The 25,967-nt window shown below is 37.6% G+C and carries 34 protein-coding genes, 1 tRNA gene and 1 other annotated feature; of the genes, 30 read left to right on the forward strand and 5 right to left on the reverse strand.

Annotated features, from left to right (window positions below; all coding sequences use genetic code 11):
- Window positions 1–276: 276 nt before the first annotated feature.
- Both MKZ30_RS03355 and mapP read left to right on the forward strand, forming a co-directional pair.
- Entirely contained in the window at window positions 277–2,445 is a 2,169-nt protein-coding gene (locus MKZ30_RS03355; RefSeq protein ID WP_033600972.1) for a PTS transporter subunit IIBC, read from the forward strand.
- 65 nt (window positions 2,446–2,510) lie between these two features.
- Window positions 2,511–3,335, forward strand: coding sequence for a maltose 6'-phosphate phosphatase (gene mapP / locus MKZ30_RS03360; protein WP_033600971.1), 825 nt, complete (start codon window positions 2,511–2,513; stop codon window positions 3,333–3,335).
- A 59-nt stretch (window positions 3,336–3,394) separates the two neighbouring features.
- On the opposite strand, the gene proC is transcribed toward mapP, so the two are convergent.
- Window positions 3,395–4,210 carry a pyrroline-5-carboxylate reductase gene (gene proC / locus MKZ30_RS03365; protein ID WP_033600970.1) on the reverse strand — a complete coding sequence of 272 codons (816 nt, stop codon included), beginning with the start codon at window positions 4,208–4,210 and terminating at the stop codon, window positions 3,395–3,397.
- A 126-nt stretch (window positions 4,211–4,336) separates the two neighbouring features.
- On the opposite strand from proC, the gene MKZ30_RS03370 reads away from it, so the two are divergent.
- The 10 genes from MKZ30_RS03370 to MKZ30_RS03415 all read left to right on the forward strand — a co-directional run bounded on the left by MKZ30_RS03370 (window position 4,337) and on the right by MKZ30_RS03415 (window position 10,182).
- A complete protein-coding gene (locus MKZ30_RS03370) occupies window positions 4,337–5,299 on the forward strand; it encodes a helix-turn-helix domain-containing protein (protein WP_010828632.1) in 963 nt (320 codons plus the stop codon).
- Entirely contained in the window at window positions 5,280–5,579 is a 300-nt protein-coding gene (locus MKZ30_RS03375) for a hypothetical protein (protein WP_033600969.1), read from the forward strand. Before MKZ30_RS03370 ends, MKZ30_RS03375 begins: the two co-directional genes overlap by 20 nt.
- On the forward strand, window positions 5,572–5,931 hold the full coding sequence (locus MKZ30_RS03380; RefSeq protein ID WP_033600975.1) for a nucleotide pyrophosphohydrolase: 360 nt from the start codon (window positions 5,572–5,574) through the stop codon (window positions 5,929–5,931). The genes MKZ30_RS03375 and MKZ30_RS03380 overlap by 8 nt, the downstream gene beginning before the upstream one ends.
- Window positions 5,932–6,033: 102 nt before the next feature.
- The gene (locus MKZ30_RS03385) at window positions 6,034–6,465 is read left to right on the forward strand and encodes a VOC family protein (RefSeq protein WP_002355856.1); all 432 of its coding nucleotides are present in this window, start codon (window positions 6,034–6,036) and stop codon (window positions 6,463–6,465) included.
- A gap of 452 nt (window positions 6,466–6,917) precedes the next feature.
- Complete coding sequence (locus MKZ30_RS03390; protein WP_033601280.1) at window positions 6,918–7,328, forward strand: hypothetical protein; 411 nt, start codon at window positions 6,918–6,920, stop codon at window positions 7,326–7,328.
- Window positions 7,321–7,605, forward strand: a complete 285-nt coding sequence (locus MKZ30_RS03395) for a hypothetical protein (protein WP_002361397.1) — start codon at window positions 7,321–7,323, stop codon at window positions 7,603–7,605. Before MKZ30_RS03390 ends, MKZ30_RS03395 begins: the two co-directional genes overlap by 8 nt.
- 12 nt (window positions 7,606–7,617) lie before the next feature.
- Window positions 7,618–8,016 carry a hypothetical protein gene (locus MKZ30_RS03400; protein WP_033601279.1) on the forward strand — a complete coding sequence of 133 codons (399 nt, stop codon included), beginning with the start codon at window positions 7,618–7,620 and terminating at the stop codon, window positions 8,014–8,016.
- The gene (locus MKZ30_RS03405; RefSeq protein ID WP_033601278.1) at window positions 8,009–9,565 is read left to right on the forward strand and encodes a cutinase family protein; all 1,557 of its coding nucleotides are present in this window, start codon (window positions 8,009–8,011) and stop codon (window positions 9,563–9,565) included. The genes MKZ30_RS03400 and MKZ30_RS03405 overlap by 8 nt, the downstream gene beginning before the upstream one ends.
- Before the next feature lie 19 nt (window positions 9,566–9,584).
- The gene (locus MKZ30_RS03410) at window positions 9,585–9,869 is read left to right on the forward strand and encodes a hypothetical protein (protein WP_033601277.1); all 285 of its coding nucleotides are present in this window, start codon (window positions 9,585–9,587) and stop codon (window positions 9,867–9,869) included.
- A 7-nt stretch (window positions 9,870–9,876) separates the two neighbouring features.
- The gene (locus MKZ30_RS03415) at window positions 9,877–10,182 is read left to right on the forward strand and encodes a hypothetical protein (RefSeq protein WP_002388873.1); all 306 of its coding nucleotides are present in this window, start codon (window positions 9,877–9,879) and stop codon (window positions 10,180–10,182) included.
- 49 nt (window positions 10,183–10,231) lie between these two features.
- Here the strand turns inward: MKZ30_RS03415 and MKZ30_RS03420 are convergent.
- Window positions 10,232–10,305: transfer RNA gene (locus tag MKZ30_RS03420), tRNA-Arg, on the reverse strand.
- A 172-nt stretch (window positions 10,306–10,477) separates the two neighbouring features.
- Window positions 10,478–10,553: a sequence feature (ribosomal protein L21 leader region), on the forward strand.
- Window positions 10,554–10,572: 19 nt separating this feature from the next.
- Between MKZ30_RS03420 and rplU the strand changes: the two genes are divergently transcribed.
- The 4 genes from rplU to psiE all read left to right on the forward strand — a co-directional run bounded on the left by rplU (window position 10,573) and on the right by psiE (window position 12,207).
- Complete coding sequence (rplU, locus tag MKZ30_RS03425) at window positions 10,573–10,881, forward strand: 50S ribosomal protein L21 (RefSeq protein WP_002355866.1); 309 nt, start codon at window positions 10,573–10,575, stop codon at window positions 10,879–10,881.
- A 31-nt stretch (window positions 10,882–10,912) separates the two neighbouring features.
- Window positions 10,913–11,257, forward strand: a complete 345-nt coding sequence (locus MKZ30_RS03430; protein WP_002355867.1) for a ribosomal-processing cysteine protease Prp — start codon at window positions 10,913–10,915, stop codon at window positions 11,255–11,257.
- 12 nt (window positions 11,258–11,269) lie between these two features.
- Window positions 11,270–11,557, forward strand: coding sequence for a 50S ribosomal protein L27 (rpmA, locus tag MKZ30_RS03435; RefSeq protein ID WP_002355868.1), 288 nt, complete (start codon window positions 11,270–11,272; stop codon window positions 11,555–11,557).
- 197 nt (window positions 11,558–11,754) lie between these two features.
- Window positions 11,755–12,207 (forward strand): phosphate-starvation-inducible protein PsiE, encoded by a 453-nt coding sequence (gene psiE, locus MKZ30_RS03440; RefSeq protein ID WP_002355869.1) that lies wholly within the window; start codon window positions 11,755–11,757, stop codon window positions 12,205–12,207.
- A gap of 70 nt (window positions 12,208–12,277) precedes the next feature.
- Here the strand turns inward: psiE and MKZ30_RS03445 are convergent, their stop codons facing one another.
- Entirely contained in the window at window positions 12,278–13,093 is an 816-nt protein-coding gene (locus tag MKZ30_RS03445) for a metallophosphoesterase (RefSeq protein ID WP_002355870.1), read from the reverse strand.
- A gap of 171 nt (window positions 13,094–13,264) precedes the next feature.
- Between MKZ30_RS03445 and MKZ30_RS03450 the strand changes: the two genes are divergently transcribed.
- From MKZ30_RS03450 to recN, 11 genes are all read left to right on the forward strand, one after another.
- The gene (locus MKZ30_RS03450; RefSeq protein WP_002391500.1) at window positions 13,265–14,329 is read left to right on the forward strand and encodes a M24 family metallopeptidase; all 1,065 of its coding nucleotides are present in this window, start codon (window positions 13,265–13,267) and stop codon (window positions 14,327–14,329) included.
- A 13-nt stretch (window positions 14,330–14,342) separates the two neighbouring features.
- The gene (locus MKZ30_RS03455; RefSeq protein ID WP_002355872.1) at window positions 14,343–14,663 is read left to right on the forward strand and encodes a MazG nucleotide pyrophosphohydrolase domain-containing protein; all 321 of its coding nucleotides are present in this window, start codon (window positions 14,343–14,345) and stop codon (window positions 14,661–14,663) included.
- Window positions 14,664–14,995: 332 nt separating this feature from the next.
- A complete protein-coding gene (locus MKZ30_RS03460) occupies window positions 14,996–15,427 on the forward strand; it encodes an Asp23/Gls24 family envelope stress response protein (RefSeq protein ID WP_002355874.1) in 432 nt (143 codons plus the stop codon).
- A complete protein-coding gene (nusB, locus tag MKZ30_RS03465) occupies window positions 15,420–15,872 on the forward strand; it encodes a transcription antitermination factor NusB (RefSeq protein WP_002355875.1) in 453 nt (150 codons plus the stop codon). The genes MKZ30_RS03460 and nusB overlap by 8 nt, the downstream gene beginning before the upstream one ends.
- Before the next feature lie 103 nt (window positions 15,873–15,975).
- Window positions 15,976–16,821: a bifunctional methylenetetrahydrofolate dehydrogenase/methenyltetrahydrofolate cyclohydrolase gene (locus MKZ30_RS03470; protein WP_002419352.1), complete on the forward strand. Its 846-nt coding sequence runs from the start codon at window positions 15,976–15,978 to the stop codon at window positions 16,819–16,821.
- Between the two features lie 9 nt (window positions 16,822–16,830).
- Window positions 16,831–18,177: an exodeoxyribonuclease VII large subunit gene (gene xseA, locus MKZ30_RS03475; RefSeq protein WP_002355877.1), complete on the forward strand. Its 1,347-nt coding sequence runs from the start codon at window positions 16,831–16,833 to the stop codon at window positions 18,175–18,177.
- Between the two features lies 1 nt (window position 18,178).
- The gene (locus MKZ30_RS03480; protein WP_002383396.1) at window positions 18,179–18,409 is read left to right on the forward strand and encodes an exodeoxyribonuclease VII small subunit; all 231 of its coding nucleotides are present in this window, start codon (window positions 18,179–18,181) and stop codon (window positions 18,407–18,409) included.
- Window positions 18,409–19,290 (forward strand): polyprenyl synthetase family protein, encoded by an 882-nt coding sequence (locus MKZ30_RS03485; RefSeq protein ID WP_002355879.1) that lies wholly within the window; start codon window positions 18,409–18,411, stop codon window positions 19,288–19,290. The genes MKZ30_RS03480 and MKZ30_RS03485 overlap by 1 nt, the downstream gene beginning before the upstream one ends.
- A 13-nt stretch (window positions 19,291–19,303) precedes the next feature.
- A complete protein-coding gene (locus MKZ30_RS03490; RefSeq protein WP_002383397.1) occupies window positions 19,304–20,119 on the forward strand; it encodes a TlyA family RNA methyltransferase in 816 nt (271 codons plus the stop codon).
- Window positions 20,120–20,257: 138 nt separating this feature from the next.
- Entirely contained in the window at window positions 20,258–20,707 is a 450-nt protein-coding gene (locus tag MKZ30_RS03495) for an arginine repressor (protein ID WP_002358881.1), read from the forward strand.
- Window positions 20,708–20,724: 17 nt separating this feature from the next.
- A complete protein-coding gene (gene recN, locus MKZ30_RS03500; protein WP_033601127.1) occupies window positions 20,725–22,398 on the forward strand; it encodes a DNA repair protein RecN in 1,674 nt (557 codons plus the stop codon).
- A gap of 90 nt (window positions 22,399–22,488) precedes the next feature.
- On the opposite strand, the gene MKZ30_RS03505 is transcribed toward recN, so the two are convergent.
- Window positions 22,489–22,599: a DUF4044 domain-containing protein gene (locus tag MKZ30_RS03505; protein ID WP_002383399.1), complete on the reverse strand. Its 111-nt coding sequence runs from the start codon at window positions 22,597–22,599 to the stop codon at window positions 22,489–22,491.
- A 67-nt stretch (window positions 22,600–22,666) separates the two neighbouring features.
- A complete protein-coding gene (locus MKZ30_RS03510; RefSeq protein ID WP_002383400.1) occupies window positions 22,667–23,632 on the reverse strand; it encodes a magnesium transporter CorA family protein in 966 nt (321 codons plus the stop codon).
- Window positions 23,633–23,876: 244 nt separating this feature from the next.
- Between MKZ30_RS03510 and MKZ30_RS03515 the strand changes: the two genes are divergently transcribed.
- The 3 genes from MKZ30_RS03515 to rsmH all read left to right on the forward strand — a co-directional run bounded on the left by MKZ30_RS03515 (window position 23,877) and on the right by rsmH (window position 25,959).
- Entirely contained in the window at window positions 23,877–24,269 is a 393-nt protein-coding gene (locus MKZ30_RS03515; protein ID WP_002383401.1) for a DUF3397 domain-containing protein, read from the forward strand.
- 287 nt (window positions 24,270–24,556) lie between these two features.
- The gene (gene mraZ, locus MKZ30_RS03520; protein ID WP_002355890.1) at window positions 24,557–24,988 is read left to right on the forward strand and encodes a division/cell wall cluster transcriptional repressor MraZ; all 432 of its coding nucleotides are present in this window, start codon (window positions 24,557–24,559) and stop codon (window positions 24,986–24,988) included.
- A 14-nt stretch (window positions 24,989–25,002) separates the two neighbouring features.
- Entirely contained in the window at window positions 25,003–25,959 is a 957-nt protein-coding gene (gene rsmH, locus MKZ30_RS03525) for a 16S rRNA (cytosine(1402)-N(4))-methyltransferase RsmH (protein ID WP_010710705.1), read from the forward strand.
- Window positions 25,960–25,967: the final 8 nt, after the last annotated feature.

Consider the following 25,967-nt stretch of genomic DNA (forward strand, 5'->3'; position numbering starts at 1 on the left):
ATCCCCCTCAGTGATTTTATTGATAGGTCTATCATAAACGCAACCGATTGCATTAGTCAATAGTCAATGCTTAAAAAGTGTAATCTTATGAATAAAAGCTGAAAAAAAGGTAGGATAGAAGGAGCTTTATTTGCTTTATTAAAAGACAAAATAAAAAGGGGTTAAGTAGTAGGGAGTTGTTTTCCACAATATTTTTGAAATTAAAGCATTTACAAAAAGGAAACAGGAGTATATAATGGCAACATAACGAAACCGATTGCGTAAGGAGTGGCAGGAATGAAAAAAATGTTTAGTTTTGAGTTTTGGCAAAAATTCGGGAAAGCTTTAATGGTCGTTGTGGCAGTAATGCCCGCAGCGGGTTTAATGATTAGTATTGGGAAATCGCTTCCCTTAATCGATCCTAATTTAGGTTTGTTAGTAACAACAGGCGGAGTTCTGGAGAGTATCGGTTGGGCAATTATTGGCAACTTACATTTACTATTTGCGTTAGCAATAGGTGGCAGTTGGGCCAAAGATCGTGCAGGTGGCGCATTTGCAGCGGGGATTTCTTTTGTTTTAATCAATCGTATTACTGGAGCCATTTTTGGTGTAACAAATGAAATGTTGGCAGATGAACAAGCTTTCACGCATACCTTATTTGGCACCAAGATTATGGTGAAGGGATTCTTTACAAGTGTCTTAGAAGCTCCGGCATTAAATATGGGTGTTTTTGTAGGGATTATTGCTGGTTTTGTCGGTGCGATGGCTTACAACAAGTATTACAATTATCGGAAATTACCAGATGCGCTATCATTTTTTAATGGTAAACGGTTTGTCCCATTTGTCGTTATTTTGTGGTCTACAATTGTCTCAATTGCATTAGCACTTATTTGGCCAAATATTCAAGCGGGAATTAATAATTTTGGGTTATGGATTGCGCAATCTCAAGATAGTGCACCTATTTTAGCGCCATTCTTATATGGAACGTTGGAACGTTTGTTATTACCTTTTGGGTTACATCATATGTTGACGATTCCAATCAACTATACACAATTAGGTGGAACGTATGAAATTTTATCTGGCGCACAAGCTGGAACCCAAGTTTTTGGTCAAGATCCTTTATGGTTGGCTTGGGCAACAGACTTAGTGAATCTTAAAGGCGCTAGTGACATGAGCAAGTATCAGTTTGTCTTAGAAAATTGGACACCAGCTCGATTCAAAGTAGGCCAAATGATTGGTTCTTCAGGGATTTTAATGGGGATGGCTTTGGCGATGTATCGTAATGTCGATGCAGATAAAAAAGCTAAATATAAATCAATGTATTTTTCTGCTGCCTTAGCTGTTTTCTTAACTGGTGTGACAGAGCCGTTAGAATTCATGTTTATGTTTGCTGCAGTGCCGCTTTATGTGATTTATGCCGTAATCCAAGGTGCTGCTTTTGCAATGGCTGATATTTTACCATTGCGTGTGCATTCGTTTGGAAATATTGAATTGTTAACAAGAACACCGCTAGCAATAAAAGCTGGTTTAGGTGGCGATTTAATCAATTTTGTTTTAATGGTCATCATTTTTGGTGTTGTCACTTATTTCTTAGCGAATTTCTTAATTAAAAAATTTAATTACGCAACACCTGGAAGAAATGGAAACTATGACAATGATAACGGCGAAGAAATCGCATCTAGCGCGGCTGGTTCAGGCGTCGTCGATCAGCAAATCGCGCAAATTGTCTACTTACTTGGCGGTAAACAAAATATCAAAGAAGTTGATGCGTGTATGACACGCTTACGTGTCAGTGTAAAGGATCGAGAAAAAGTCGGTTCGGAAGAGGCGTGGAAACGGGCAGGCGCAATGGGCTTGATTGTGAAAGATAATGGCGTTCAAGCCGTTTATGGACCAAAAGCCGATGTTTTAAAATCCGATATTGAAGATTTACTAGCTTCCGGCGTTGACATTCCAGAACCAGTTATAGCAGAAAGTACAACAGGAGTGCCAACAACGAATTTCTTAGGCAAGAAAAAAGATTTCGTGGCTGTGGCGACAGGGGAAGTTATTCCAATGGCGCAAGTCAATGATCCTGTCTTTTCACAAAAAATGATGGGGGATGGATTTGCGGTTAAGCCTCTAGAAGGAGAAGTGGTGGCACCAATTTCGGGGAAAGTTCTAAGTGTTTTCCCAAGCAAACATGCGATTGGGCTACAAACAGAAGAAGGTATTGAAGTACTTGTCCATATGGGGATTGATACAGTCGAAATGGCAACACCTGCTTTTGAATCTTTTGTTAAAGAAGGACAATCATTGAAAGCTGGGATGAAACTAGCTAAAATGAACTTGGATGTGATTGAACAAGCTGGCAAAGAAACAACGATTATTGTCGCTTTTACAAACAGCGACAAAGTGGAACAAGTAGTCATTAATCAACTAGGAACCGCCACTGCGGGAACTGTGATCGGACAGATTGAAATTTAAATGATTATGTCGGGCACAATCAATAATTGTGCCCGACATAATCACATGTAAGGGAAGGTGAAAAGATGAATCTTTTAACAATCAATACTCATAGCTGGTTAGAAGAAGAACCATTAAAAAAATTAGAGGAGATTGCCAAGGTGATTTTATCTTCTGAAAGTGAAATAATTGCCTTACAAGAAGTGAATCAGAAAGTCGCTTCCAAGAAAGTGCCGTTAGAACAGTTAACTACTTTTTGTCCCGTGGCGACCCAAACACCGATCCATGAAGATAATTTTGCATATCTAATCGTTCAATATCTAGCTGAAAAAGGCCAACACTATTATTGGAGTTGGGAAATGAGCCACATTGGTTATGCTATTTATGAAGAAGGGAACGCACTACTTTCGAAATGTCCGTTGACTAGTGAAGCTCTCCTTATTTCAGAAAGCCAAGAACCAACGAATTATCGAACAAGAAAAATCTTAGTAGCGGAGACAGAGAGTTCAAAAGGTACGCTTACTGTTGTCTCTGGTCACTTTTCTTGGTGGGAAACACCCTGTACAGGTTTTGCCTATGAATGGCTACAATTAGAGAAATACTTAGCGACGGGGCAACAACCGTTAGTCATTTTAGGCGATTTAAACAACCCAGCTGGTACAGCTGGCTATCAATTAGTGGAAAATAGTTACTTGCCGATTCAAGATGCATTTGTTGTAGCGGAAGAAACAAGCGGTGAAGCGACAGTAGAGAAAAAAATAGATGGCTGGGAAGAAAATGAAGCAGCCTTGCGGATTGACTACGCATTTGTTCCAAAACAGTGGCACGTACGAAAATATGAAGTAATTTTTGATGGTAGGAAAACACCGATAGTCAGTGATCATTTTGGCTTACTCATTCAACTAAAATAAGAAAAAGCGCTGAATTTTCAGCGCTTTTTCTTATTTATTCGCTCATGTAACTATTCTTCTCAGTCTTGTTTGGCTAATTCTTGATCCCGAAGGATGGTGGCCTCAATCCCTTTGATGACTGTTGAAATAAACGCATTGTTTTCTAATTCGACAATCCCAGCAACCGTGGTTCCACCAGGAGAACTGACTTGGTCGATTAAAGTCCAAGGATTCTCTGTACTATTTGCCAAAGTTTGAGCGCTGCCTAGTACAGCTTGTGTGGCAATTTCTAAGGCTAACTCTTTGTTCATACCATTTTTAACGGCTGCTCGGGCAATCGAATCAATAAATAAGAAAGCATACGCAGGAGTGCTACCTGCAATAGCAGTAAAAATCGAAAAATACTGTTCCTCTAATTCCCAGGCTTGGCCAACTGCTCGAAACAACGATAAAACAGTCTGGATGTCTTCAGGGGATGCGAAAGCGTTGCCACAAACAGCTGCTGCACCTGCGCCAATCAATGCATTCATATTGGGCATCACACGAACAAGACGAAGCGGTTGGGTAGTCTCAAACAGTTGATACAATTCTGCAATAGTCGTACCTGCTGCAATGGAAACAATTAACGGTTGCTTGTCTAAAATTGCTTCTTTCGCTTCAAGTAAAGCTGCTTGAACGAATTGCGGTTTCACCGCTAAAATAACTAAGTCTGCTACTGCAATAGCTTCTTGAGGCGAAGCAACCGCATGTGCACCAATTTCTTGTGCAAAAGCGGCGGTTTTTTTGACTTGAATATCATAAAAATAAAGGTTTTCTGCGGCAATAAATTGCTTTTTTAGCGCACCTTTGGCAATGGCGGATGCCATATTTCCAGCACCGATAAAACTAATTTTCATAAAAAATTCCTCCTAAAAACTGTTGAATCTCTTTTTTCGTGTTACCATGTATCTAGTATAGAAGGAAACGCCAAAGAAAAAAATAGAGGGAGCAAAGTAAAAAGTGTTGGATTATGAGGTGATTAATTGGCAAGCAAAGAAGAACAATATGCAGCATTTTATCAGTTTTTAGAGACCTTAGATTGTTATTTAACCACTACCAATGCTCTTGAGAATGAAGTAGCGCAATTTAAGGAAAATCCGCATCGAGAAATTGCGGGCTTTATGTTGGCATCTTCGGAAACCATTGACGTTCCGAAAGGATTTATTCGGATGCTCTATTGTTTAGAGCAAGATGGCAATGCTTATTTGGATCAACAAAGGTGTTCGTTTTCGGCTGGCCAAGTCATGATTGTCAATGAGGCCACCTCGGTTAGCTATCAGGGGCAAGGAATGTCTATGATTATATTTTATTTTAAAAAGCACTATTTTCTTGATACGCTCTTAAATCAGCTGGCGGAAGAACCAGTCATGTATCGTTTTTTTACAGAAATTGCTAGCAGTGAATTTGAAAACATTCCTCGATATTTCGTTTTTGCCAGTCAGCCAAATTCGGATGTTCACGTCTATTCGCTATTATTACTAAAACAAATTGTGAAAATGGCCTATTTTAATAATAAAGTGACCAAAGCGGCCTTTGTTTTGCTAGTGGTGGAACTAGGTCAACTGCCTAGAGAAGCTTTAAAGATGCAAGATAATTATTTGTCGAATCATCAACGTGTTGAGGTGATTTTAGCGTATATTGAGCAACAGATTGCGCATGTCACTTTAGCAGAAGTCGCCGCTAAATTTCATTTTCATCCGAATTACTTATCGAATTTTTTAAAAGACAAAACAAACAAAACGTTTACGGAAATTGTCTTAGCCTACCGAATCCAATTGGCGAAAAACTACTTGAAGCAAACAGATTTATCGATTCAAACGATTGTTGAACGAATCGGCTATCAAGACAAAGCCTTTTTTTATAAACGTTTTAAAGAAGAAATGGGCATGACCCCAAAACAATATCGACAGAAAGAGGGAATGGCAGATGTACGAAGAAGTCTTTGAAGAATTTCAGTTAACTGTAGTAGAATTACCAATCGAATTCGTTGATGATTTGCCTGTCTATCGCGGACACTTAAAAGAATTAACGTTTCTTTCAGCGGAAGCCTCTTCACGAAAAAAACTCTACCAACAGCTTTTACAGGCTTATTTGTTGTATAGAGAAGAGAATCAAGCAGTTGTTGAAGAGGAAGAAATAACCTCCTCATTATTGTCTACAGAACAGTTATTAAAATACTATGATGGTGAAATGTTCGATGGGTTTCAGTTGCCATCAAATGAATAAGAAAGCAGGGGAACAGATGGATACAATGGCAAAAATTAATCAATTTCGAGATGAAAGAAATTGGCGCCCCCACCATAATGAAAAAGATTTGGCGCTCTCAATTTGTTTAGAAGCGGCAGAATTGTTAGAACTTTTTCAATGGAAAACAGCAGAAGAAGGCATCAAACAAGAAGAACGAATCAAAGAAGAATTGGCTGATGTTCTCATTTACTCCTACATGATGGCTGATAATTTAGGGTTTGATTTGGACGAAATTATCGAAGAAAAGTTGAAGAAAAATGCGGTGAAATATCCAGTGCCAGAAAAACAAGTGTTGAAACAAATGAATCGAAGAACTTCTAAAAAAGAATAACGAAGTGGAAAATAGCCAGTATTAAGAAATTCTGAAGGGTTTGCGGAAAACAGAAATAAAAAGTAGTTTTCTGCTGCAAAAAATTTTAAGGAGGAACAATCAATGATTACAGGCACAGAAATTGATTTTATTGTTAGTGATAGTTTAAAGGCATTAGCTTTATATAAAGAAATCTTTGAGGTTCATGTAGTTGAAGCGACAAAGTATCCTGTTGGAAGGAATGAAGTAGTGTTTAACTTATATGATACTCGGTTCCATATGTTAGATGCTAATGAAGAATTTGGTTTAAAAGCACCAGATTCAGAACATCCCAATACAATTTGGTTCAATATCACGGTAGCAGATATTGTGCAAACTCATAAAAAAGCCTTAGCAAATAAGTGCATTGAGATGCAACCAGTTACAGAAATGATGGAAGGAGCTATTCAAAATTCGTTATTTGTTGATCCATTTGGTTACATGTGGATGGTACATCAAATTAACCAAGAACTAAATTTTGAAGAGCGAACAGAAATTTTAGAAAAAGAAATGTAGTAAGGAGAGGTCGGGACAGAAGTGTTTAACTCCGAGAAATAAGAAGGAATTTCCGAAAATTGTTCTTTAATTTTTGGAGAATTTCGGCTTATTTCCGAAGGAGTTGCTTCTGTTCCCGCCGTTTATTAGTTTTTGAGCGTGGAGCAAAAATCCAAAGTGATTTTTGTCCCACGCTCTTTTTTTATTTTACAATAGAAGTAAAATACCAATGATCCTGTAGTGATCAACAAGACAGTAAAAAATTTGAGATAGAAAGTCAGTGTATCATAGAAATACAGCATTATTCTCTAATAATTAATCTAACGTTAAAAAAATTGAGAAAATGCCAGATTGATTTTTGATAAACTGTAAACAAAGAAAAACTGGCTGTAAAAATCTTGATAAATCAATGGAATAAAAGGAGAAAGCGAAAGATTAATTCTTGTGTGTAGATACAAAGGGAGACTAAATGAATGAAAAACAAAAAGCGAATAAAATTTGGTATCTTAATCGCAACAATAACAGCAATAGCCATAATCGGCACGATTGGAGTGAAAAAGATGACTGAACCAACAGAAAAAGAAAGACAAATTGCTTTTTTGAAAAAGCATGAAGAAGAAATGACGGAGTATATTAAAGGGAGAAATCCGAAAAGTAATATAAATATTATCAAGTATGATTGGAAATCATTTCGGATAGAAGATAGTGGCGCTTTCACTAGAAACATGTATATAGTGGATATTGAGCTATATGACCTAGCTAACAATGAAATAGACGGGGGAACAATTCAAATTTTACCAAACAATATACAAAGACCTACTGAAATGGAAGAAATAGCAACCAATAATTTTGACGAGGCATTGGAGGGATTAGAAAATGAATAGTTTAGACAGTCCATATAATATTTATGCTGATTTAGCACAAAGTTCATATCATAATCGAAAAAATAGTGTGGGAGTTAGATACAACTTTGTAAATGGTATGACAAAAAAACAAAAAAGAGTTTTAGAAAAAGATAAAGCTATTCCATTCCATTTTCCCAACGCCAAAGACGCCCATGGAAATGATGCTAGCACAGTCTATCTCCAACCCGACAACACTGTAAAAACAATTCAAATCGAAAAAATAAATCACATAGAAACTCTTCCTCATACATATTAAGGAGGTGAAAAAGTGAAAAATAGAAAGCGAATAAAAATTGGTATCTTAATCGCAGTAATATCAGTAGCCATAATCGGCACGATTGGAGTGAAAAAAATGAACGAACCAACAGAAAAAGAAAGACAAATTGCTTTTTTAAAAGAGCATGAAGAAGAAATGACGGAGTATGTAAAATCTCAAAATTCAAAGATTTACAGTGTTCAATATGATTGGGAAAGTGTAGAGGTTGGAACTATTGGTAACGGGACACCTATAGGAGCTGGGAATTTACTGACTATTAAAGGAGGATTTAATAATATAAAAGAATCTAATTTTATAGTAAGCTTTGCTCTTGATACTAAAAAAATGCCTAAGCTAGATACGGTAGGCTTGCTAAGTTCTTTGTATATTGGGGGTGAGATTTTTGAGTAATTTAGAGAATTTCAATAATATCTATGCTAACTTGGCAGAAAGTTCTTATAATAACCGACCTAATCCGTTCCCTAATTATCAAAAGATGAAAACAGAAAGGGAATTTGACTTTTCAAAAGATAAGAAGATTAGTGGGAAATTAACTAAAGGAGGTCAAAATCTCCCCAATAATGGAATTGTCTATCTCCAACCCGACAACACTGTAAAAACAATCAAAGAAAAAAACTGGGTAGGTAGGGAAAAGGTTTATAAAAAAGGGTTATTAACAGATGAGAAAGCTGGCTATAATTCTTATTATGTAACAGATACGCCGACCTTGAGTCCAAAAACGCAACATACATATTTTGCCACTCGCGGTAGTGACGGCGTTTCAATGGACGTGAAAAAAGGTTGGTCAGGGAATAATTTGAATGACTGGGTCAATAATAATGGTTCCTTTACGTTATTTAATGCCTATTTGCCTCAAGCAAAATTAGCCAATGAAGCCATGCATCAAAAGATAATGGAGATGAGTGCTAAAGCCCCAAATGCGACTATGTCGATTACAGGTCATTCTTTAGGAACCATGATTTCTATTCAAGCGGTGGCCAATCTCCCCCAAGCAGATCTTGCTAAAATTGATAAAGTAGTATTGTTTCAAGGGCCTGATGCGCGAGAAAGCATTAATAAAATGTCTCAACAAGCTCAGGAAAATATTCAACAATTAGAAGAACAAGGGAAAATCGATTATTATGTGAATGCGTTTGATATTGTCTCCATGTTGAATCGAAATAAAAAAGGGGTAGATGAAATTGGTCGGGTGCATTATCTATTACCGAAAACGTTCACCACTACTTTTGATCTGACGGACAAATACGGTTCTAGTCATGATTTTGGTCAGTATCAATTAAATCCTGATGGTACTCTCAAAGAAGCCAATCTAAAGGAACATGGCTATATTTTTGCGGCAGGAGTAAAAGTTTCCAAACTTATTGATAAATATTTAGGGAAAATCATGGATGCTTCAGGTGAATCCTTAGCTAAAAACAGCCTCCAATTTTTGTTAAGTCTGCTATCTGAAGAAAATCGCCAGAAAATCATCAAAGAATATGAAAAAATCATTCACGAAGCAAAAATTGCCAGCCAATGGCAAGGGAAAGTGAGTCGTATTCAGAAAAGTTTAGCCAGTGCTTCAGGTAGTCAAAAGATTGAATTACGTAGTGAATTAGCAGAACTAGTTGCAAAACAAGCGCAGCAAGCTGGAAAAGAATACGAACTACTTGTGAAAAATATCCTCCAAGAAGCAGAAGATGAAGTCCAGACAGTTTCAAAGGAAATTCGTGAAAGTGCAATGAGTATCCGACAGTATCTATCCTATGCAGAAGTTCAAGCAATGATTGCTCCTTACGAAAAAAGTCGTCTTTGGGATAGCGCTGAAGCAACAAATACTAGCAACCAAGCCAAGCAATACAAGCAAAAATTAACTGATTTTAGCGGAAAATTAACAACTGTTGCTAAAAATATTCAAGCATACGATCAACAAGCAAGAAGTAGTTTATTTCAAAAATAATAAATGAAAGGGTTTTCTTATGAATGAAAGAGAATTTCAAGAAAAATTAGAAGTAGAACAAAAAGCTCGTGAACGAGTAGCAATCCAGACAGTAATTACTGCTAAAAAAACACGAATTGCTACAACCAAACAAAACACAACCGCCAGTTTGAAAGAACTTTCAGAAGCCATGTTTCAACAAACAAATAGTGCCCTACCTAACGCCTTGAACGGAGCTTTGCAGGGGAAAAGTGCAGAATCAGCAGAAAAATTTTTAAAAGGAAGCCAGAAACCAAATTTAAAAACACCTGTCAAGGGAGAGTGACCGACAAATGGATGAACAGCGAAGAAAACGGCAATATTTAGAAGAACAATATTATGAAGAAAAAAATAAAATTCACCGCCAACAAGAAGTGCTGAGTAATCAATTAGTAAACTTTAGAAGAGAAACTGGACAATTGGTAGATAAAGTCAATTATTTAACGAAAAATGATCAATGGCACAAACAGCAATTTTACCATGCAATGGAACAAAGTGATCACTTGATACGTCAAGAAGGAAATCGTTATAGACAACAATTAGAGGAAAAAGAACGTGAATGGACGAGGACATATCGAAAAGAATTGGATAAACTCTAAAAAAAACAGCGTCACCTCTAAAGGTAACGCTGTCTTTGTCAGTCTGTTACGTCACAGGAGGGATTCGAACCCCCGACCGTCCGCTTAGAAGGCGGATGCTCTATCCTGCTGAGCTACTATGACAATAGTTGTAACACAACAAAGCTAATTATAATGGAAGTAGTGTTAGAAAGTCAATCGGAAATTTAAATAACAGAAGAAGTTTTTTTGGAGAGAGAAAGTGAAGAAAATATAGAGTTTATATTGACGAGGTTTTCTGGTTCTGTTATTATAGTTAGTGTTGTAATTGTGGGCTCCACAGCTACAACCGCACAGAACAAGTTTTTAAGCATGAGGAATCATCACTTGGGATGGCGAGTCTAAGTCTAGAAGAAGGAGGTGCTGTATAGCATGTACGCAATTATTAAAACTGGTGGTAAACAAGTGAAAGTTGAAGTAGGTCAAGCAATCTACGTTGAAAAATTAAACGTTGAAGCTGGCGAGAAAGTTGTTTTTGACGAAGTTATCTTAGTAGGTGGCGAATCTACAAAAGTTGGTGCGCCAACTGTTGCAGGCGCAACTGTCGAAGGTACGGTTGAAAAACACGGAAAACAAAAGAAAGTCGTGACTTTCCAATACAAACCTAAAAAACACTCTCACCGTAAACAAGGTCACCGTCAACCATATACAAAAGTTATGATTGAAGCAATCAACGCTTAATTCTTTTGTTGACAGGAAAGAAGGCCTATCAATGATTAAAGGTTCTTTTAAACGAACAGGCTCCGGCCGAATCGTTTCATTCGAATTAACCGGGCATGCTGAAGCAGGTCCTTATGGCAGCGATGTGGTTTGCGCGGCAGTTTCTGCCTTAGCAATTAGCACAGTCAATGGGATTGATGCCTTAGCAGGTTTTGAACCGATTGTGGAAGTTGACGATGTAGAAGGTGGCTACCTTTATGTCGAGATGTTAACAACTGTCAATCAGGAACAAAAAAATATTGCCCAAATTCTATTAGAAAATCTTTTATTAGGTTTACAATCAATAGAGAACGAAAATACTGAATTTATTCAAATAAAAACAATCACTGAGAAATAGGAGGTGCAGACTATGTTATTGACTATGAATTTACAATTATTTGCCCATAAAAAAGGTGGCGGTTCTACATCAAACGGCCGTGACTCTGAATCTAAACGATTAGGCGCTAAAAGTGCTGATGGCCAAACAGTTACAGGTGGTTCAATTTTATACCGTCAACGCGGAACTAAAATTTATCCAGGTGTGAACGTTGGAATCGGTGGCGACGATACGTTATTTGCAAAAGTTGACGGTGTGGTACGTTTCGAACGTAAAGGCCGCGACAAAAAACAAGTATCAGTTTATCCAGTAGCTAACTAATATGATTAAAAAGCTGAATCTGCGGATTCAGCTTTTTTTGTCTTGTTAAAGGGTTAGACGGAAATAGAGGAAGATCTTAAAATAAAAAAAATCTCACATTGGGTTTAACTGCTTGTCTGACAAGGTTAATTGATGATATATTTAATGTAATAACAAGCATGTTATAAAATAATTGAGTCAAAAGAAAGAAGGGTATTATGCAGAAGAATTTTAGTGTAGTAAAGAAGTACGTGAATTTGATTTTGGATATTGTATTAGGGATTTTAGGAGTTTTCTTATTAGTATTTATGGCTAGTTATTTAGTTGACCTCGCTACATATCTCATGAAGCCAATGACGCCGGATAATTTTTCAGTTATCATGCAAGAAATTATTTCATTCTTTATGTTATTTGAGTTTATTATGATGATTCTTCGCTATATTCAAGAAGGACACCATATTCCGATTCGTTATTTGATTTTAATTTGTTTAACCGCAATTTTACGTCAATTAATGGTTGCGCATGGCGATGGCTTGCAGACCTTATTGCTATCTTTATCAATTCTTTTACTAGTGGTTGTGCTATTTATTCTCGGGTTAAATGGCAGCAAATTTTATACGCTAGGAAAAGCGAAAGTAGAAGAAGATCACGAGCAAGATTTTCATCATTAATCGAACATAATCAAAGACCGTCCAACGTGAGAAGTTTTCTCTAACGTGGGGCGGTCTTTTTAATGCATAGTTAAATAGTTAACTCAATCAGTTCAATTGTTGGTAAGACACCAAAGCGTGCGCTGATTTTAGTGGTTCCGATTCCTGGGTGAACAATTAGCGGCGTTTCATCTTCTAAATGATAAAGCCCATGTGTATATTTTTTGGCAAGCTGATTTTTGTAAGTGAAAAAAGGCAAGCGAATCTGTCCGCCGTGACTATGTCCTGCTAAAATGAGGTCAATGTTTTTGTTGACTGCTGAGTCTGCGACATCTGGCTCATGGGTTAGTAGCAGAGTGGGCGTTCCAGTAGGGCGGTTGACTAAAGCCGCAGCTAAGTCGGTTTGTCCATATAACGAATCTTCTAAACCAGCGACGTACAAGGAGATACGGTGTGAGACAGGCAGTAATTTGCCCGTGTTTTTTAGTACGGTAAAGTCGGCAGCTTCTAAGATTGTTTCGTAAAAATTGGTATCTAACCCGCTATACTCGTGGTTGCCATAAATAGCGAATTTGCCATAAGGGGCGTTAATTTTACGGAAAAGTTGACTCACTTCATCCTGAATTTCGATACCGAAACGGGCATAATCGTCGAACAAGTCTCCTGTAAAAACGACTATGTCTGGTTGTAATGTATTTGTTTTTTCAACAATCTGTTTTAAGGCTTTCACAGAATAATTCTTTTTTAAATGAATATCAGAGAGTTGAACAATCCGTAAGGTTTTCCCTGATTCTGTTACTTTAATTTGATTTTTGTGTATGACTAAGCAGTTAGGTTCAATAAAAAAACTATAGCTTAAAATGCCGATAATAATGAAAAATAGTGCCAGAAATAAATAAACGTTCATAATTTCCTCCTTGAAGTCGCTACATTAGTTTACTACAAAAGTGTTAAGCAAAAAATAAGGAAAGGTAAAATTTTCAGTAAACTTTCTCGATGAAGTTTTTTGGTGATTCATGCTTTTCTGAAGTAAATTTGCTATAATGAAAAATGAGAAAAAAGAAAGAAGGTCGAACCAATGATGGCAAGAGTCGAAAAGCTACGGGAGTTAATGAAAGAAAATAATTTACAAGGATTTTTAGTGACAAGTCCGTATAATTTACGTTATTTAACCAATTTTACTGGGACAACAGGCTTGGCAATGATTACATTAGATAAAGCTTTTTTTGTAACGGATTTTCGTTATACGGAACAAGCTGCGGAACAAGCAACTGGTTTTACTATCGTTAAAAACACAGGACATATTTTTGACGAAGTAGCAGATTTAGCTGAACGGTTGCAATTAGATAATTTAGCTTTTGAAGAAACGCAAGTTAGTTTCGCTGATTATAGCTTATTGGAAGAAATTTTACCATGTGAATTAGTTCCTGTAATGGGTTTGATTGAAGAATTAAGAGAAGTGAAAGATGAAGAAGAAGTAGCGATTATTGAAAAAGCGTGTGCCATCGCGGATCAAGGATTTGCCTTTGTCTTAGAGATGATTAAACCTGGAATGACAGAGATTGAAGTGGCTAATCAATTAGATTTCTTCATGCGTTCAAAAGGAGCCAGTGGTGTTTCTTTTGAGACAATTGTGGCCAGCGGTCTACGTTCGGCGATGCCACATGGCGTTGCTAGCCATAAAGTCATCGAAAAAGGTGAGTTAATCACTTTAGATTTCGGTTGTTATTATGAAGGCTATGTTTCTGATATGACACGTACATTTGCCATTGGTAGTATTCAGCCAAAACTAAAAGAAATTTATGACATTGTTTTAGAAGCACAATTAAAAGTGTTAGCAGAAGCTAAACCTGGGTTGACGGGCATTCAATTAGATGCGATTGCACGGGATCATATTGCTTCCTATGGCTATGGCGATGCGTTTGGTCACAGCACTGGTCATGGCATTGGGTTAGAAATTCATGAAGGACCAAATGTTTCATTCCGAGCAGATAAACAGTTTGTACCAGGGAATGTGATTACGGACGAACCTGGAATTTATTTGCCAGGAATTGGTGGCGTGCGTATTGAGGACGATTTATTGATTACTGCTGAAGGTAATCGTGTATTAACACATGCGCCAAAAGAATTAATCATTTTATAAAGGTTGGGAGAACATGGATATCCAAGAGTATCAGCGGTTTATTAGCGCGTTTTATAAAAAACGTAACTGGTATCAATATGATCCGTTTATTCGTTCCAACTTTTTAACAGAAGAAGTCGGCGAAGTTTGTCGGGCCATTCGGACAATTGAAATTGGCCGTGATCGACCGGATGAAACAGTTTTGGCGGATGAAGAGAATCTGGAAAATTTAACGGAAGAGTTAGGCGATGTGTTGGATAATTTATTTATTTTAGCCGATAAATATGACATCTCTTTAGAAATGATTATGCAAAAGCATCGGACGAAACTAATGGAACGTTATCCTGAAGAATAAAGACGCAAAAATAAGAAAGCCAAAATTACTTGGTCTTTCTTATTTTTACGTCTAAAGGCTTGGATTAGAAATTTATGACAAGAAATTATCTGTTCTTTTAGTCAGAACTTAGCTTTTCTGGTAGCGAAATAGGCTAATTAATGATAAACTAAGAACGAGTATTGATAAGCAAAATTTGGACGTTCTTTCACAACTAACTGAAGAAACCAGTGTTGTTTTAATTTTTAAGAATCATCCGTTGCTTAAAAGAGAATCCTTAAGAGACTTAGTGATTCATCAAATAAATCGTTTATTTAACGATTTTGTGCGTAATAGATAAGGAGGACAACCAAATGTCAGAAGAAAAAAATCTTGTAATCAATGCAAACGATTCTTTAGGAGAAATCGTGATTGCTCCTGAAGTCATTGAAGTAATTATCGGAATCGCTGCTTCAAAAGTAGAGGGCGTTTATGGGATGCGTGGCACGTTCGCCAATAATGTGAATGAATTATTAGGCCGTGCAGCACACGGCAAAGGTGTATATTTACGAACAGAAGAAGAAGGCTTAAAAGTCGATATCTATTGTTACTTGAACTACGGTGTTTCTGTGCCAAAAGTTGCGTTAGAAATGCAAGACCGTGTGAAACAACAAGTCTTATTTATGACAGATATTGATTTAGTTGAAGTGAATATTCATGTTGTAGCGGTAGTACCTGAAAAAATCCCTCAACCAGACTTAAATGAATTATTCCCAGAAGATGAAGATGGAGAAGAGAATGAGTAAAACAGAATTAACCCGTCACGAGATTCGTGAAAAAGCGCTCCAAGCCCTTTTTCCTTTAGATTTTAATGCTGATTTAACCAAACAAGATGCCATTGATTATGCGTTGGCTTATGATAATCGGGAAATCGTCAGTGAAGATGGCGAAGACCTAGTTCCTACGTATTTAGATTTACTTGTCGGTGGTGTGTGTAGCCGCAAAGCAGAATTAGATGAAGTAATTACGAACCATTTAGGTAATAACTGGTCTATGCAACGCTTAGCAAAAATAGATATTGTTATTTTACGCTTAGCTATTTTTGAAATGCTATACGTTTCAGATGTGCCAAACATTGTGGCATTAAATGAAGCCGTTGAGTTAAGTAAAAAATACAGCGACGACCGTTCACGTAAATTTGTTAATGGTGTGTTATCAAATGTAATGAAAGAAATTGATTCAGAGGCGTAAGCTCTGAATCTTTTTTTACTATCTAACTGGTGTTAAGATACTGGGTTATATGCTAAAATAAATACTATTAAAGAAGTAAAGAAACAATAGAGGGAGCGAAGGAATGAGTACAGTAATTAACGGTCGTGAATTAGCAGATCAAATGCAAGCAGAGATTCAAAAAGATGTAGAAAAGATGACACAACAAGGCATCCAACCAGGATTAGTTGTTTTATTAGTTGGGGAAAATCCTGCCAGCCAAACGTATGTGAGAAATAAAGAACGTGCAGCAGCCAAAATTGGCATTCTGTCAAAGGTCGAAAAACTGCCAGAAACTATTTCAGAAGAAGAATTATTGGCTGAGATTGACAAATATAATCAAGATTCACGCTTTCATGGCATTCTTGTACAACTACCTTTGCCAAAACATATTGATGAAGAAAAGATTTTATTAGCGATTGATCCCAAAAAAGATGTAGATGGGTTCCATCCAATGAATTTAGGCCGCTTGTTTGTAGGCAAACCTGAAATGATTCCTTGCACGCCGTATGGAATTATGAAGATGTTTGAAGCCTATGATATTGATTTAACAGGTAAACGTGCGGTGGTTATTGGTCGAAGTAATATTGTTGGCAAGCCAATGGCACAATTATTGTTAATGAAAAATGCGACCGTGACGATTGCCCATTCTAAAACTGAACATTTAGCAGAAGTTGCAAAAGAAGCGGATATTTTAGTTGTAGCAATTGGACGCGGGCATTTTGTCACCAAAGAGTTCGTGAAACCAGGTGCGGTAGTGATTGATGTGGGTATGAATCGCAATCAAGAAGGAAAACTGATTGGTGATGTAGCATTCGATGAAGTTTCTGAAATTGCAAGCTATATCACGCCGGTTCCCAAAGGTGTTGGCCCAATGACGATTACCATGTTAATGTATCAAACAGTCGAGGCAACAAAAAAACAAAAGTAAGGTGAAAAAATGACGCAACAGTATTTAACAGTAACAGCCTTAACGAAGTATTTAAAACGTAAATTTGATGCAGACCCTTACTTAGGACGTGTCTATTTAACAGGTGAAATTTCGAACTTTCGCTTCCGAGCGAACGCGCATCAGTACTTCAGTTTAAAAGATGATCATGCGAAGATTTCTGCAATTATGTTTAAATCAGCCTTTCAAAAATTGAAGTTTCAACCAAAAGAAGGCATGAAAGTCATGGTGGTGGGGCGGATTTCGCTTTATGAAAACAGCGGCTCCTATCAAATTTATATTGAACATATGGAACCAGATGGTGTCGGTGCACTTTATCAAGCATTGGCAGAATTAAGAGAAAAACTAGGAAAAGAAGGACTTTTTGAAGGGCCTAAACAACAGTTGCCTCGTTATCCCAAACGAATCGCTGTGGTTACAAGTCCTAGTGGTGCTGTCATTCGGGATATCATTACGACAGTCAAAAGACGGTATCCGATTGCGCAACTGGTCCTTTTTCCAACCTTGGTCCAAGGCGAGCAGGCGGCGGATGACATTGTGCGGAACATTCAGCGAGCCGATGCGCAAGGCGATTTTGATACGATGATTATCGGCCGTGGCGGTGGTTCAATCGAGGATTTATGGCCATTTAATGAAGAAAAAGTGGCTCGAGCCATTCATGCTGCCACCACACCGATTATTTCATCGGTTGGTCACGAAACAGATGTGACAATTGCCGATATGGTAGCAGATGTTCGTGCAGCAACGCCAACGGCAGCAGCGGAACTAGCGGTACCAGTTTTAAATGAAGAACTATTAAGAATTAGTGAACGGCGTAGTCGTTTAGAACAAAGCTTTTTATATCTCTTACAACAACGAACAGAACGTTTCCAACGACTACAAAACTCTTATGTGTTTAAGCAACCTGAGCGACTTTATGAAGGTCAAACGATTAAATTAGATCGAATGACGCAACGTCTTTTCCAAGCAATGACAACGATTCATCACCAAAAGCAACGTCAAGCCCAAGGAATTATCGCTCAATTGCAACAACAGACACCAAAGGGACAATTAAGAGAAAGTCAGCAACAATTGGCATTTTTACAACGAAACTTGCAAACACAAATGACACAATTGTTCCTAAACAAACAAAAGCAATTCACGTCTGCTGTTCAACAATTAGACTTACTCAGCCCACTCAAAATTATGGGTCGAGGATATAGTTATACTACAAAAGAGGACCGTGTCGTTAAAACTGTTACCGAGTTACAGCCAGCAGATCAATTAACGATTCATTATGCTGACGGTACAGTTCAAGCAAACGTCGAAACAATAACAGCGAAAAAAGAGGAGTTTTAACATGCCAGCAAAAGAAAAAACGTTTGAAGAATCATTAAATGCCTTAGAAGAAATCGTTCAGCGCTTAGAACGAGGAGATGTTCCTTTGGAAGAAGCCTTAGTTGCCTTTCAAGAGGGCATGGCATTAAGTAAACAATGTCAAGATACATTGGAAAAAGCGGAAAAAACTTTAACGAAAATGATGACAGAAAACAATGAAGAAATTGTTTTTGAAGAGAGCGAGGAAGCGTAATGACGAATTTTAGTCAACAGCATTTACCGTTGGTTGAAAAAGTCATGGTCGATTTTATCGCAGAATATACTGAAAATGAGCGTTTGAAAGAAGCAATGCTCTACTCAATACACGCAGGTGGTAAACGATTACGCCCGCTATTAGTGTTAACAACAGTGGCCGCTTTTCAAAAAGAGATGGAAACACAAGACTATCAAGTGGCTGCCTCTTTAGAGATGATTCATACGTATTCATTAATTCATGATGATTTACCAGCAATGGATGATGATGATTTACGTCGTGGCAAACCAACCAATCACAAAGTGTTTGGTGAAGCGACTGCCATTTTAGCAGGGGACGGCTTATTAACAGGCGCATTTCAGTTACTTTCTTTGAGCCAATTAGGCTTAAGTGAAAAAGTTTTACTGATGCAACAACTGGCAAAGGCAGCGGGGAATCAAGGCATGGTTGCCGGCCAAATGGGTGATATTGAAGGAGAAAAAGTCAGCTTGACTTTAGAAGAGTTAGCGGCTGTTCATGAAAAGAAAACCGGAGCGCTAATTGAATTCGCCTTAATTGCTGGGGGCGTATTAGCCAATCAAACAGAAGAAGTCATTGGTTTACTGACACAGTTTGCGCATCACTATGGCTTGGCTTTTCAAATTCGTGATGACTTATTAGATGCCACAAGTACAGAAGCAGATTTAGGTAAAAAAGTAGGCCGAGATGAAGCGTTGAATAAAAGTACGTATCCAGCTCTTCTAGGGATTGCTGGCGCGAAAGATGCGCTAACACATCAATTAGCAGAAGGCAGCGCTGTTTTAGAAAAAATCAAAGCAAATGTTCCTAACTTTTCAGAAGAACATTTAGCAAACTTGTTAACTCAGTTACAATTGAGATAGAAAGAAGGCACTTATGAAAAAAGAACGCGTAGATGTCTTGGCGTTTAATCAAGGACTATTTGAAACACGAGAAAAAGCAAAACGCAGCGTGATGGCTGGTTTGGTTTACAATGATAAAAATGAACGTTTAGATAAACCAGGGGAAAAAATTTCTGTGGAGACACCCTTACATACTAAGGGCCAAGTAATGCCTTATGTTTCTCGTGGGGGCTTAAAACTAGAGAAGGCACTAAATGTTTTTGCAATCAACGTTCAAGGGAAAACAATGCTAGATATTGGTTCCTCCACAGGTGGTTTTACCGATGTCGCTTTACAAAATGGGGCTCGTTTGAGTTACGCTTTAGATGTTGGCTATAACCAACTAGCATGGAAAATTCGGCAAGATGAACGCGTGGTGGTAATGGAACGTACCAATTTTCGCTATAGTAAACCTGAAGATTTCACTGAAGGGGTGCCGGATATTGCAACGATTGATGTTTCCTTTATTTCATTACGCTTAATTTTGCCACCTCTCCATGATATTTTGAAAAAAGGTGGTAGTGTGGTGGCGTTAATTAAGCCACAATTCGAAGCTGGCAAAGAGTTTGTTGGGAAAAAAGGAATCGTGCGTGATCCAGAAACCCATCAAATGGTTGTGGAAGAAATCACACGCTTTGCCATGAATAACGGTTATGATGTGAAAAACTTAGATTTTTCACCAATCACTGGTGGCGAAGGAAACATTGAATTTTTGGCACATTTAGTTTCTGTTGATGGGGAAGGATCCTATCAAGCGACAGAATCCATTGAAGAAGTTGTCGCGCATGCGCATCAAAAATTAGTGGAATGATGAGAAAAGTTAGAAGAAAGAAGTGGACGCCTACGGGTGAAAGCTTCTTTTTTGTATAAATCTAGTAATTCATCTTTTAAAATGCATAAAAATAAGCTATGATGAGGGCAAGAGTAAACTGAAAAGGAGAGCGGCGCCATGAGAAAGCAAGATAGACACCGTTTAATTACACGTTTATTGACTGAAAAAAATATTCAAAAGCAAGAAGATTTTGTCAACTACTTACAAGAAAAGGGCGTAGCTGTAACACAAGCAACAATTTCTCGCGATATTAAAGATATGAAACTGATTAAAGTTCCTTCTGCAGAAGGGGGTTATCGATATAGCCTTCCATTAGAAACACAAGCTAATACGAGTGCTAAACTTGCAAAGCTTTTAAAAGATGCCTTTGTAGCTGCAGAACAAATGGAAAAATATGTCGTATTACGAACCATTCCTGGCAATGCAGCGGCGTGTGGTAGTTTAATCGAAAAGAATTACCAAGAGAAACTTTTTGCCGTCATCAACGATGATGATAGTGTCCTCATGATTGCACGAACTGAGGAGGCGGCAGAAAAACTTCATAAAGAGCTGTTAAGCTATCTATAAAGAATGAGGTGAACAAGATGTTACAAGAACTTTCCGTGAAAAATTTTGCGATTATCTCTTCGTTACAATTAGAGTTTCAAATGGGTATGACCGTTTTAACGGGAGAAACGGGTGCGGGGAAATCCATCATTATTGATGCAATGGGATTACTCACAGGCGGACGCGGCTCCAGTGACTATATTCGTCAAGGAGCAAATAAATGCACCTTAGAAGGACTTTTTTCAATGCCGAAAAGTCAAGAATTAAAGCAATTATTAGAAGAATTAGGTATTGAAACAGAAGAAGATTCTTTAGTGATTCAACGAGATATTTCCGCTTCTGGTAAAAATGTTTGCCGTGTCAACGGACGAATTGTCAACATTACTAATTTAAAAAGAATTGGGGAATATTTAGTAGATATTCATGGCCAAAATGAACATCAAGAATTGATGCAAAGTGAACGCCATATTGATATGTTAGATGAATTTGGTGGGAAAAAACTTTTAGCAGTCAAAGAAAAATATACACAGGCGTATCAAGAGTATCGCGCACTCGAAGCCAAAGTCAGAAAGCGACAAAAAAATGAAAAAGAATTTGCCCAAAGAATGGACATGCTTCATTTTCAAAGTGATGAAATTGCTAGTGCACAGTTAGTCGCTGGTGAAGAAGAACAATTGCTAGAAGAACGCAATAAACTGAACAATTTTCAAAAGATTGCTGATGCACTGACGATTAGTTATGCCGCGCTAAATGGTGAAGACGATAGTAGTTTGGATAAAATTGGAACAAGTATGAATGAACTCGCTTCGATTGAATCCCTTGATTCAGAATATAAAACATTGTCAGATACTGTTCAAAATGCTTACTACTTACTACAAGAAGCCAGTGGAGATCTTTCTAGGTTAATTGATGGCTTAGAACTAGACGAAGGTCGCTTGAATGAAGTAGAAAATCGTTTGGAATTAATCCGTCAAATGAAACGTAAATATGGCGATTCAATCGAAACGATTTTATCTTACTATGAAGAAATCACCAAAGAGTTAGCAGAGGCTGATTTTTTGGAAGGTGGTACAGGTGACTTAGAAGCATTGCTTGCAGAGAAACAACAAGCGGCTCATCAACAAGCGTTAGTTTTACGAAAAGAGCGAAAGCGCCTAGCCAAAGAGCTCGAACAACAAATTTTAACCGAATTAAAAGAACTATATTTGGAGCGAACTGAATTTGAAGTCCGCTTTACAGAACTTGAGCATTTACAAGAAAATGGCTTAGACGGAGTAGAATTTTATATTACTACTAACCCAGGGGAACCATTAAAACCGTTAGTTCGGGTGGCTTCTGGCGGAGAACTTTCGCGAGTGATGCTAGCTATGAAAACAATCTTTTCTCAAACGCAAGGGATCACTAGTATTGTTTTTGATGAAGTGGATACAGGAGTCAGTGGCCGAGTAGCACAGGCGATTGCCGATAAAATTTATCAGATTTCAGAAAATTCGCAGGTGTTGTGTATCACGCACTTGCCCCAAGTGGCGGCCGTTGCCGATGAACATTATTTTATTGAAAAAGAAATCGTGGCGGGTCGGACAGAAACAAGCGTCCGAATTTTATCTGAAAAAGAGCGAGTAAACGAAATTGCGCGTATGCTCGCAGGAAGTGAAATTACGAAATTAACCATTGAACATGCACAAGAGCTGTTAGCGATGGCGAAAAAATAGCCGCTCTATTTGAGCAAGTAAAAAAACAGCCCCTTCAATTGATAGAAGGGGCTGTTTTTTTACTTTTAATGTGTGAAAAAGTTCTCCAGTTTAAAGACTAAGAATTGCTGTTAAAACAGTTGAACCTACAATTGCGATCAGCATTAGCCAAACCACGACTTTCGTGATTTTTGAAAAGCGACTTTGTTCTTTGTCGTTCATAAATGACACGTCCTTTTTAATTTCTGCTAATAGTGTACAACCTTTTCCTGAAAACAGCAACCTAAAGTTATAAGAGATTCTTTTTCTTTAAAATTCGAATACTAATTACGCAGATTAAGGTAGTGATAGCAAAAATAATCCAAAAAGAATATTCATGCTCTGCAAAAGGGAGTTTCACATTCATGCCGTAGATTCCCCCGATGATGGTCGGGATGGTTAGGACAATTGTTAAGGATGTTAAAATTTTCATGACATTATTTAAGTTATTTGAGACGATTGCTGAAAAAGTATTACTAATGTTATCAACTAATTTTAGTTGTATTTTAGTCGTATTCAGTCCTTGTTCTAGTTCAATCAAAATATCCCTTAAAAATGGCAAATGTTTTTCTGGATGATTAAAAATTTCAGCGCTATATAAACGTTTTAATACTTTTAAATTATCCGTTAAAGCTGCTTCGAAATAAACTAGACTTTTTTGAATGTCCATAATCTGATATAATTGACTATTTTCTGTGGCTACTTGGAGCTCTCCTTCAAGTTTGTTGGTTTGTTGGATAAGTGCTTGTAAGTTTTTATTGAAGGAAAGGGCCATCTTCCATGAAAGGGCTAAAATTAAGGCCTTTTCGATAGAAAGATCTTGATGCGTGAACGCCTCTTTTTGAATCCCATGAACGATGTCGTTAGGCCCATTGCTAACAGTAATTAGTTTGTTATCGACGGTTGCGATTAAAGCAATCGGCACCGTTTCTACTTGCAGATAGCCACTAGGACTGATACTAGCTTTGGGATAACGAAATAAAAGTAACGTAGGCGTTTGTAATTTTTCGTGGCGGAAACCTTCCACTCGAGCATTTTCTTCATCATCTAAAACGCCGGTAAGATAATCTGTTGGTAAGTGGTATTGATTGACGAGACGCTCGATTTCTTCTTCTGTAGGAGATTCTACCGAAATCCAACTTAGGGCTTCATCGTCTGGTGAACAAGGTTCAAAATAGTCATTTTTCAATAATAAATAATTAATCAAAAGATTCACCCCGAATCAACATTTTTTGTTCTAAATCCATTATAATAGAAGTATGACACAATACGAGAAGAAAAGCTTATAAAAAACATTCAAAAATAAGTGGCCGCGATAGGTGAGGCCTCGTTTTGAAAATGGTTTGATAAGTAATCCGTTTTTTATATGAAAAAGCAAGCAAAAAGGGCTTTTAGCACATATATTTAAACGAAATGAAACATCTGTGTAACGTTGATGAAGTATAGTTATAGCAGGTGGAATGAAAGGATTTGTTGAGAGAATGGTGTCGTTTTCGGCAATAATGTTATTTTGGTATATTTTTCCGGTAATTGTGCTCTTTGCGTGCAATTTTCTCGTGTCCACTTTTTCCCTAACGGAACGTTGGAAAATAAAAGCACCGGATTTGGCCATTCCGTTTTTATTCATAGGGATCCATGAGTTATCCAAAGATAGTTATGATGAATCGATTATGCCGTATTTTGTGATTTCTATTTTGTTATTAGGAGTCGCTGTTGCCCTGTTTCAAGCTTATTATTATGGAGAGATTTTATATAGACGATATTTCAAGATGTTTTGGCGGTTGACGTTTTTACTAACGTTTGTGTTGTATGTGTTGCTTATCTTGCTAAATATCAGTCATTATCTACTGTAATAAAGCGTGGAGACAATAGGGGAAATACGCTGTGGGAAAATGTCCCCCACAACTCCCCACTCCGTGGGGTTTTTTTGTTATTTTGGGGGTTATTTGATAAAAAACATAGTAAAAACCTTGTTATAATAACATTTTTTGTTGGATGATGCTTGTTACATAAAACCCTGTAAATATTACAGAAATTTTAAATAACAGTTAAAAAATAGAAGTTTTTAGATTTATAGTGGTAGAAAGTGGTGGGATGTGGTAGACTTGTTCTATCAAGTGGAAAAGCGGGTGTATTGGCTATGCTTATGGGTGAATACCAACATAATATCGATGCCAAAGGCCGCCTAATCGTTCCATCAAAGTTTCGTGAGGAACTTGGTGAAAAATTTGTGGTAACGAGAGGGATGGATGGCTGTTTATTTGGTTATCCTTTAAATGAATGGTCACAACTTGAAGCAAAACTTCAAGAAATGCCCTTAGCTAAGAAAGATGCACGTACCTTTGTGCGATTCTTTTATTCCGCTGCAACTGAATGTGAGATTGATAAGCAAGGTCGTATCAATATTCCGGCGAATTTACGAACACATGCCAGTTTAGAAAAAGGCTGTGTTGTTATCGGCGTCTCTAACCGAATTGAAATTTGGAGTGACGAACGTTGGCATGCATTCTCTGATGAAGCTGAAGAAAACTTTGATGAATTAGCAGAAACAATGATTGATTTTGGATTTTAGGAATGAGGCAAATGATGACTGAAGAATTTCGCCATTACACCGTTCTTTTAAAAGAAACAGTGGATGGATTACAAGTGAAGCCGGATGGCGTATACGTAGATTGCACACTCGGTGGTGCCGGACATAGTGAATACTTACTGACACAATTGAATGAGCACGGTCATTTATATGCCTTTGATCAAGACCAAAAAGCGTTGGCACATGCTAAGACTCGTTTGCAGAAATATGTAGACAAAGGTCAAGTGACCTTCATCAAATCAAATTTTAGAAATATTAAAGAAGAATTGGCAGAACACGGGGTGTTCCATGTTGATGGAATTCTATACGATTTAGGTGTTTCGTCACCACAATTAGATGAAGCAGAACGTGGTTTTAGCTATCATCAAGACGCGCCCTTAGATATGCGCATGGATCAAGACGCACCCTTGACGGCTCGCGAAGTGGTGAATACGTATAGCTATGGTGAGTTAGTAAAAATTTTCTTTCGTTATGGGGAAGAGAAATTTTCGAAACAGATTGCTCGAGAAATTGAACGTGTTCGCGAAAAGCAACCAATTGAAACAACAGGTGAACTTGTTGAGATTATTAAGACGGCGATTCCAGCTCCAGCAAGACGCAAAGGTGGACATCCCGCAAAACGAATTTTCCAAGCAATTCGCATTGCCGTTAATGATGAATTAGGGGCAGTTGAAGAGTCGCTAGAACAAGCAATTGATTTGCTAGCGAAAAATGGCAGAATCAGTGTGATTACGTTCCATTCGTTAGAAGATCGTATCGTTAAAACAATGTTTAAAGAATACAGTACGGTACAAGATTTGCCACCAGGCATTCCAGTGGTACCAGAAGAATTTCAACCAGAATTAAAAGTAATTACCAGAAAACCAATTTTACCAAGTGACAGTGAGTTATCTGAGAATAATCGTTCACGAAGTGCGAAGTTACGCATTGCCGAAAAAATAAAATCTAGTTAGAGAGAGGG

The sequence above is a fragment of the Enterococcus sp. LX10 genome, from assembly GCF_023539285.1.
Classification (GTDB): Bacteria; Bacillota; Bacilli; order Lactobacillales; family Enterococcaceae; genus Enterococcus; species Enterococcus faecalis.

What these genes read in the sequence shown, in the direction of transcription:
- MKZ30_RS03355 (WP_033600972.1), top strand. Translation starts at nt 277, where the DNA reads ATGAAAAAAATGTTTAGTTTTGAGTTTTGGCAAAAATTCGGGAAAGCT.
- mapP (WP_033600971.1), top strand. Translation starts at nt 2,511, where the DNA reads ATGAATCTTTTAACAATCAATACTCATAGCTGGTTAGAAGAAGAACCA.
- proC (WP_033600970.1), bottom strand. Translation starts at nt 4,210, where the DNA reads ATGAAAATTAGTTTTATCGGTGCTGGAAATATGGCATCCGCCATTGCC.
- MKZ30_RS03375 (WP_033600969.1), top strand. Translation starts at nt 5,280, where the DNA reads ATGTACGAAGAAGTCTTTGAAGAATTTCAGTTAACTGTAGTAGAATTA.
- MKZ30_RS03380 (WP_033600975.1), top strand. Translation starts at nt 5,572, where the DNA reads ATGAATAAGAAAGCAGGGGAACAGATGGATACAATGGCAAAAATTAAT.
- MKZ30_RS03385 (WP_002355856.1), top strand. Translation starts at nt 6,034, where the DNA reads ATGATTACAGGCACAGAAATTGATTTTATTGTTAGTGATAGTTTAAAG.
- MKZ30_RS03390 (WP_033601280.1), top strand. Translation starts at nt 6,918, where the DNA reads ATGAAAAACAAAAAGCGAATAAAATTTGGTATCTTAATCGCAACAATA.
- MKZ30_RS03395 (WP_002361397.1), top strand. Translation starts at nt 7,321, where the DNA reads ATGAATAGTTTAGACAGTCCATATAATATTTATGCTGATTTAGCACAA.
- MKZ30_RS03410 (WP_033601277.1), top strand. Translation starts at nt 9,585, where the DNA reads ATGAATGAAAGAGAATTTCAAGAAAAATTAGAAGTAGAACAAAAAGCT.
- MKZ30_RS03415 (WP_002388873.1), top strand. Translation starts at nt 9,877, where the DNA reads ATGGATGAACAGCGAAGAAAACGGCAATATTTAGAAGAACAATATTAT.
- rplU (WP_002355866.1), top strand. Translation starts at nt 10,573, where the DNA reads ATGTACGCAATTATTAAAACTGGTGGTAAACAAGTGAAAGTTGAAGTA.
- MKZ30_RS03430 (WP_002355867.1), top strand. Translation starts at nt 10,913, where the DNA reads ATGATTAAAGGTTCTTTTAAACGAACAGGCTCCGGCCGAATCGTTTCA.
- rpmA (WP_002355868.1), top strand. Translation starts at nt 11,270, where the DNA reads ATGTTATTGACTATGAATTTACAATTATTTGCCCATAAAAAAGGTGGC.
- psiE (WP_002355869.1), top strand. Translation starts at nt 11,755, where the DNA reads ATGCAGAAGAATTTTAGTGTAGTAAAGAAGTACGTGAATTTGATTTTG.
- MKZ30_RS03445 (WP_002355870.1), bottom strand. Translation starts at nt 13,093, where the DNA reads ATGAACGTTTATTTATTTCTGGCACTATTTTTCATTATTATCGGCATT.
- MKZ30_RS03450 (WP_002391500.1), top strand. Translation starts at nt 13,265, where the DNA reads ATGATGGCAAGAGTCGAAAAGCTACGGGAGTTAATGAAAGAAAATAAT.
- MKZ30_RS03455 (WP_002355872.1), top strand. Translation starts at nt 14,343, where the DNA reads ATGGATATCCAAGAGTATCAGCGGTTTATTAGCGCGTTTTATAAAAAA.
- MKZ30_RS03460 (WP_002355874.1), top strand. Translation starts at nt 14,996, where the DNA reads ATGTCAGAAGAAAAAAATCTTGTAATCAATGCAAACGATTCTTTAGGA.
- nusB (WP_002355875.1), top strand. Translation starts at nt 15,420, where the DNA reads ATGAGTAAAACAGAATTAACCCGTCACGAGATTCGTGAAAAAGCGCTC.
- MKZ30_RS03470 (WP_002419352.1), top strand. Translation starts at nt 15,976, where the DNA reads ATGAGTACAGTAATTAACGGTCGTGAATTAGCAGATCAAATGCAAGCA.
- xseA (WP_002355877.1), top strand. Translation starts at nt 16,831, where the DNA reads ATGACGCAACAGTATTTAACAGTAACAGCCTTAACGAAGTATTTAAAA.
- MKZ30_RS03480 (WP_002383396.1), top strand. Translation starts at nt 18,179, where the DNA reads ATGCCAGCAAAAGAAAAAACGTTTGAAGAATCATTAAATGCCTTAGAA.
- MKZ30_RS03485 (WP_002355879.1), top strand. Translation starts at nt 18,409, where the DNA reads ATGACGAATTTTAGTCAACAGCATTTACCGTTGGTTGAAAAAGTCATG.
- MKZ30_RS03490 (WP_002383397.1), top strand. Translation starts at nt 19,304, where the DNA reads ATGAAAAAAGAACGCGTAGATGTCTTGGCGTTTAATCAAGGACTATTT.
- MKZ30_RS03495 (WP_002358881.1), top strand. Translation starts at nt 20,258, where the DNA reads ATGAGAAAGCAAGATAGACACCGTTTAATTACACGTTTATTGACTGAA.
- recN (WP_033601127.1), top strand. Translation starts at nt 20,725, where the DNA reads ATGTTACAAGAACTTTCCGTGAAAAATTTTGCGATTATCTCTTCGTTA.
- MKZ30_RS03505 (WP_002383399.1), bottom strand. Translation starts at nt 22,599, where the DNA reads ATGAACGACAAAGAACAAAGTCGCTTTTCAAAAATCACGAAAGTCGTG.
- MKZ30_RS03515 (WP_002383401.1), top strand. Translation starts at nt 23,877, where the DNA reads ATGAAAGGATTTGTTGAGAGAATGGTGTCGTTTTCGGCAATAATGTTA.
- mraZ (WP_002355890.1), top strand. Translation starts at nt 24,557, where the DNA reads ATGCTTATGGGTGAATACCAACATAATATCGATGCCAAAGGCCGCCTA.
- rsmH (WP_010710705.1), top strand. Translation starts at nt 25,003, where the DNA reads ATGACTGAAGAATTTCGCCATTACACCGTTCTTTTAAAAGAAACAGTG.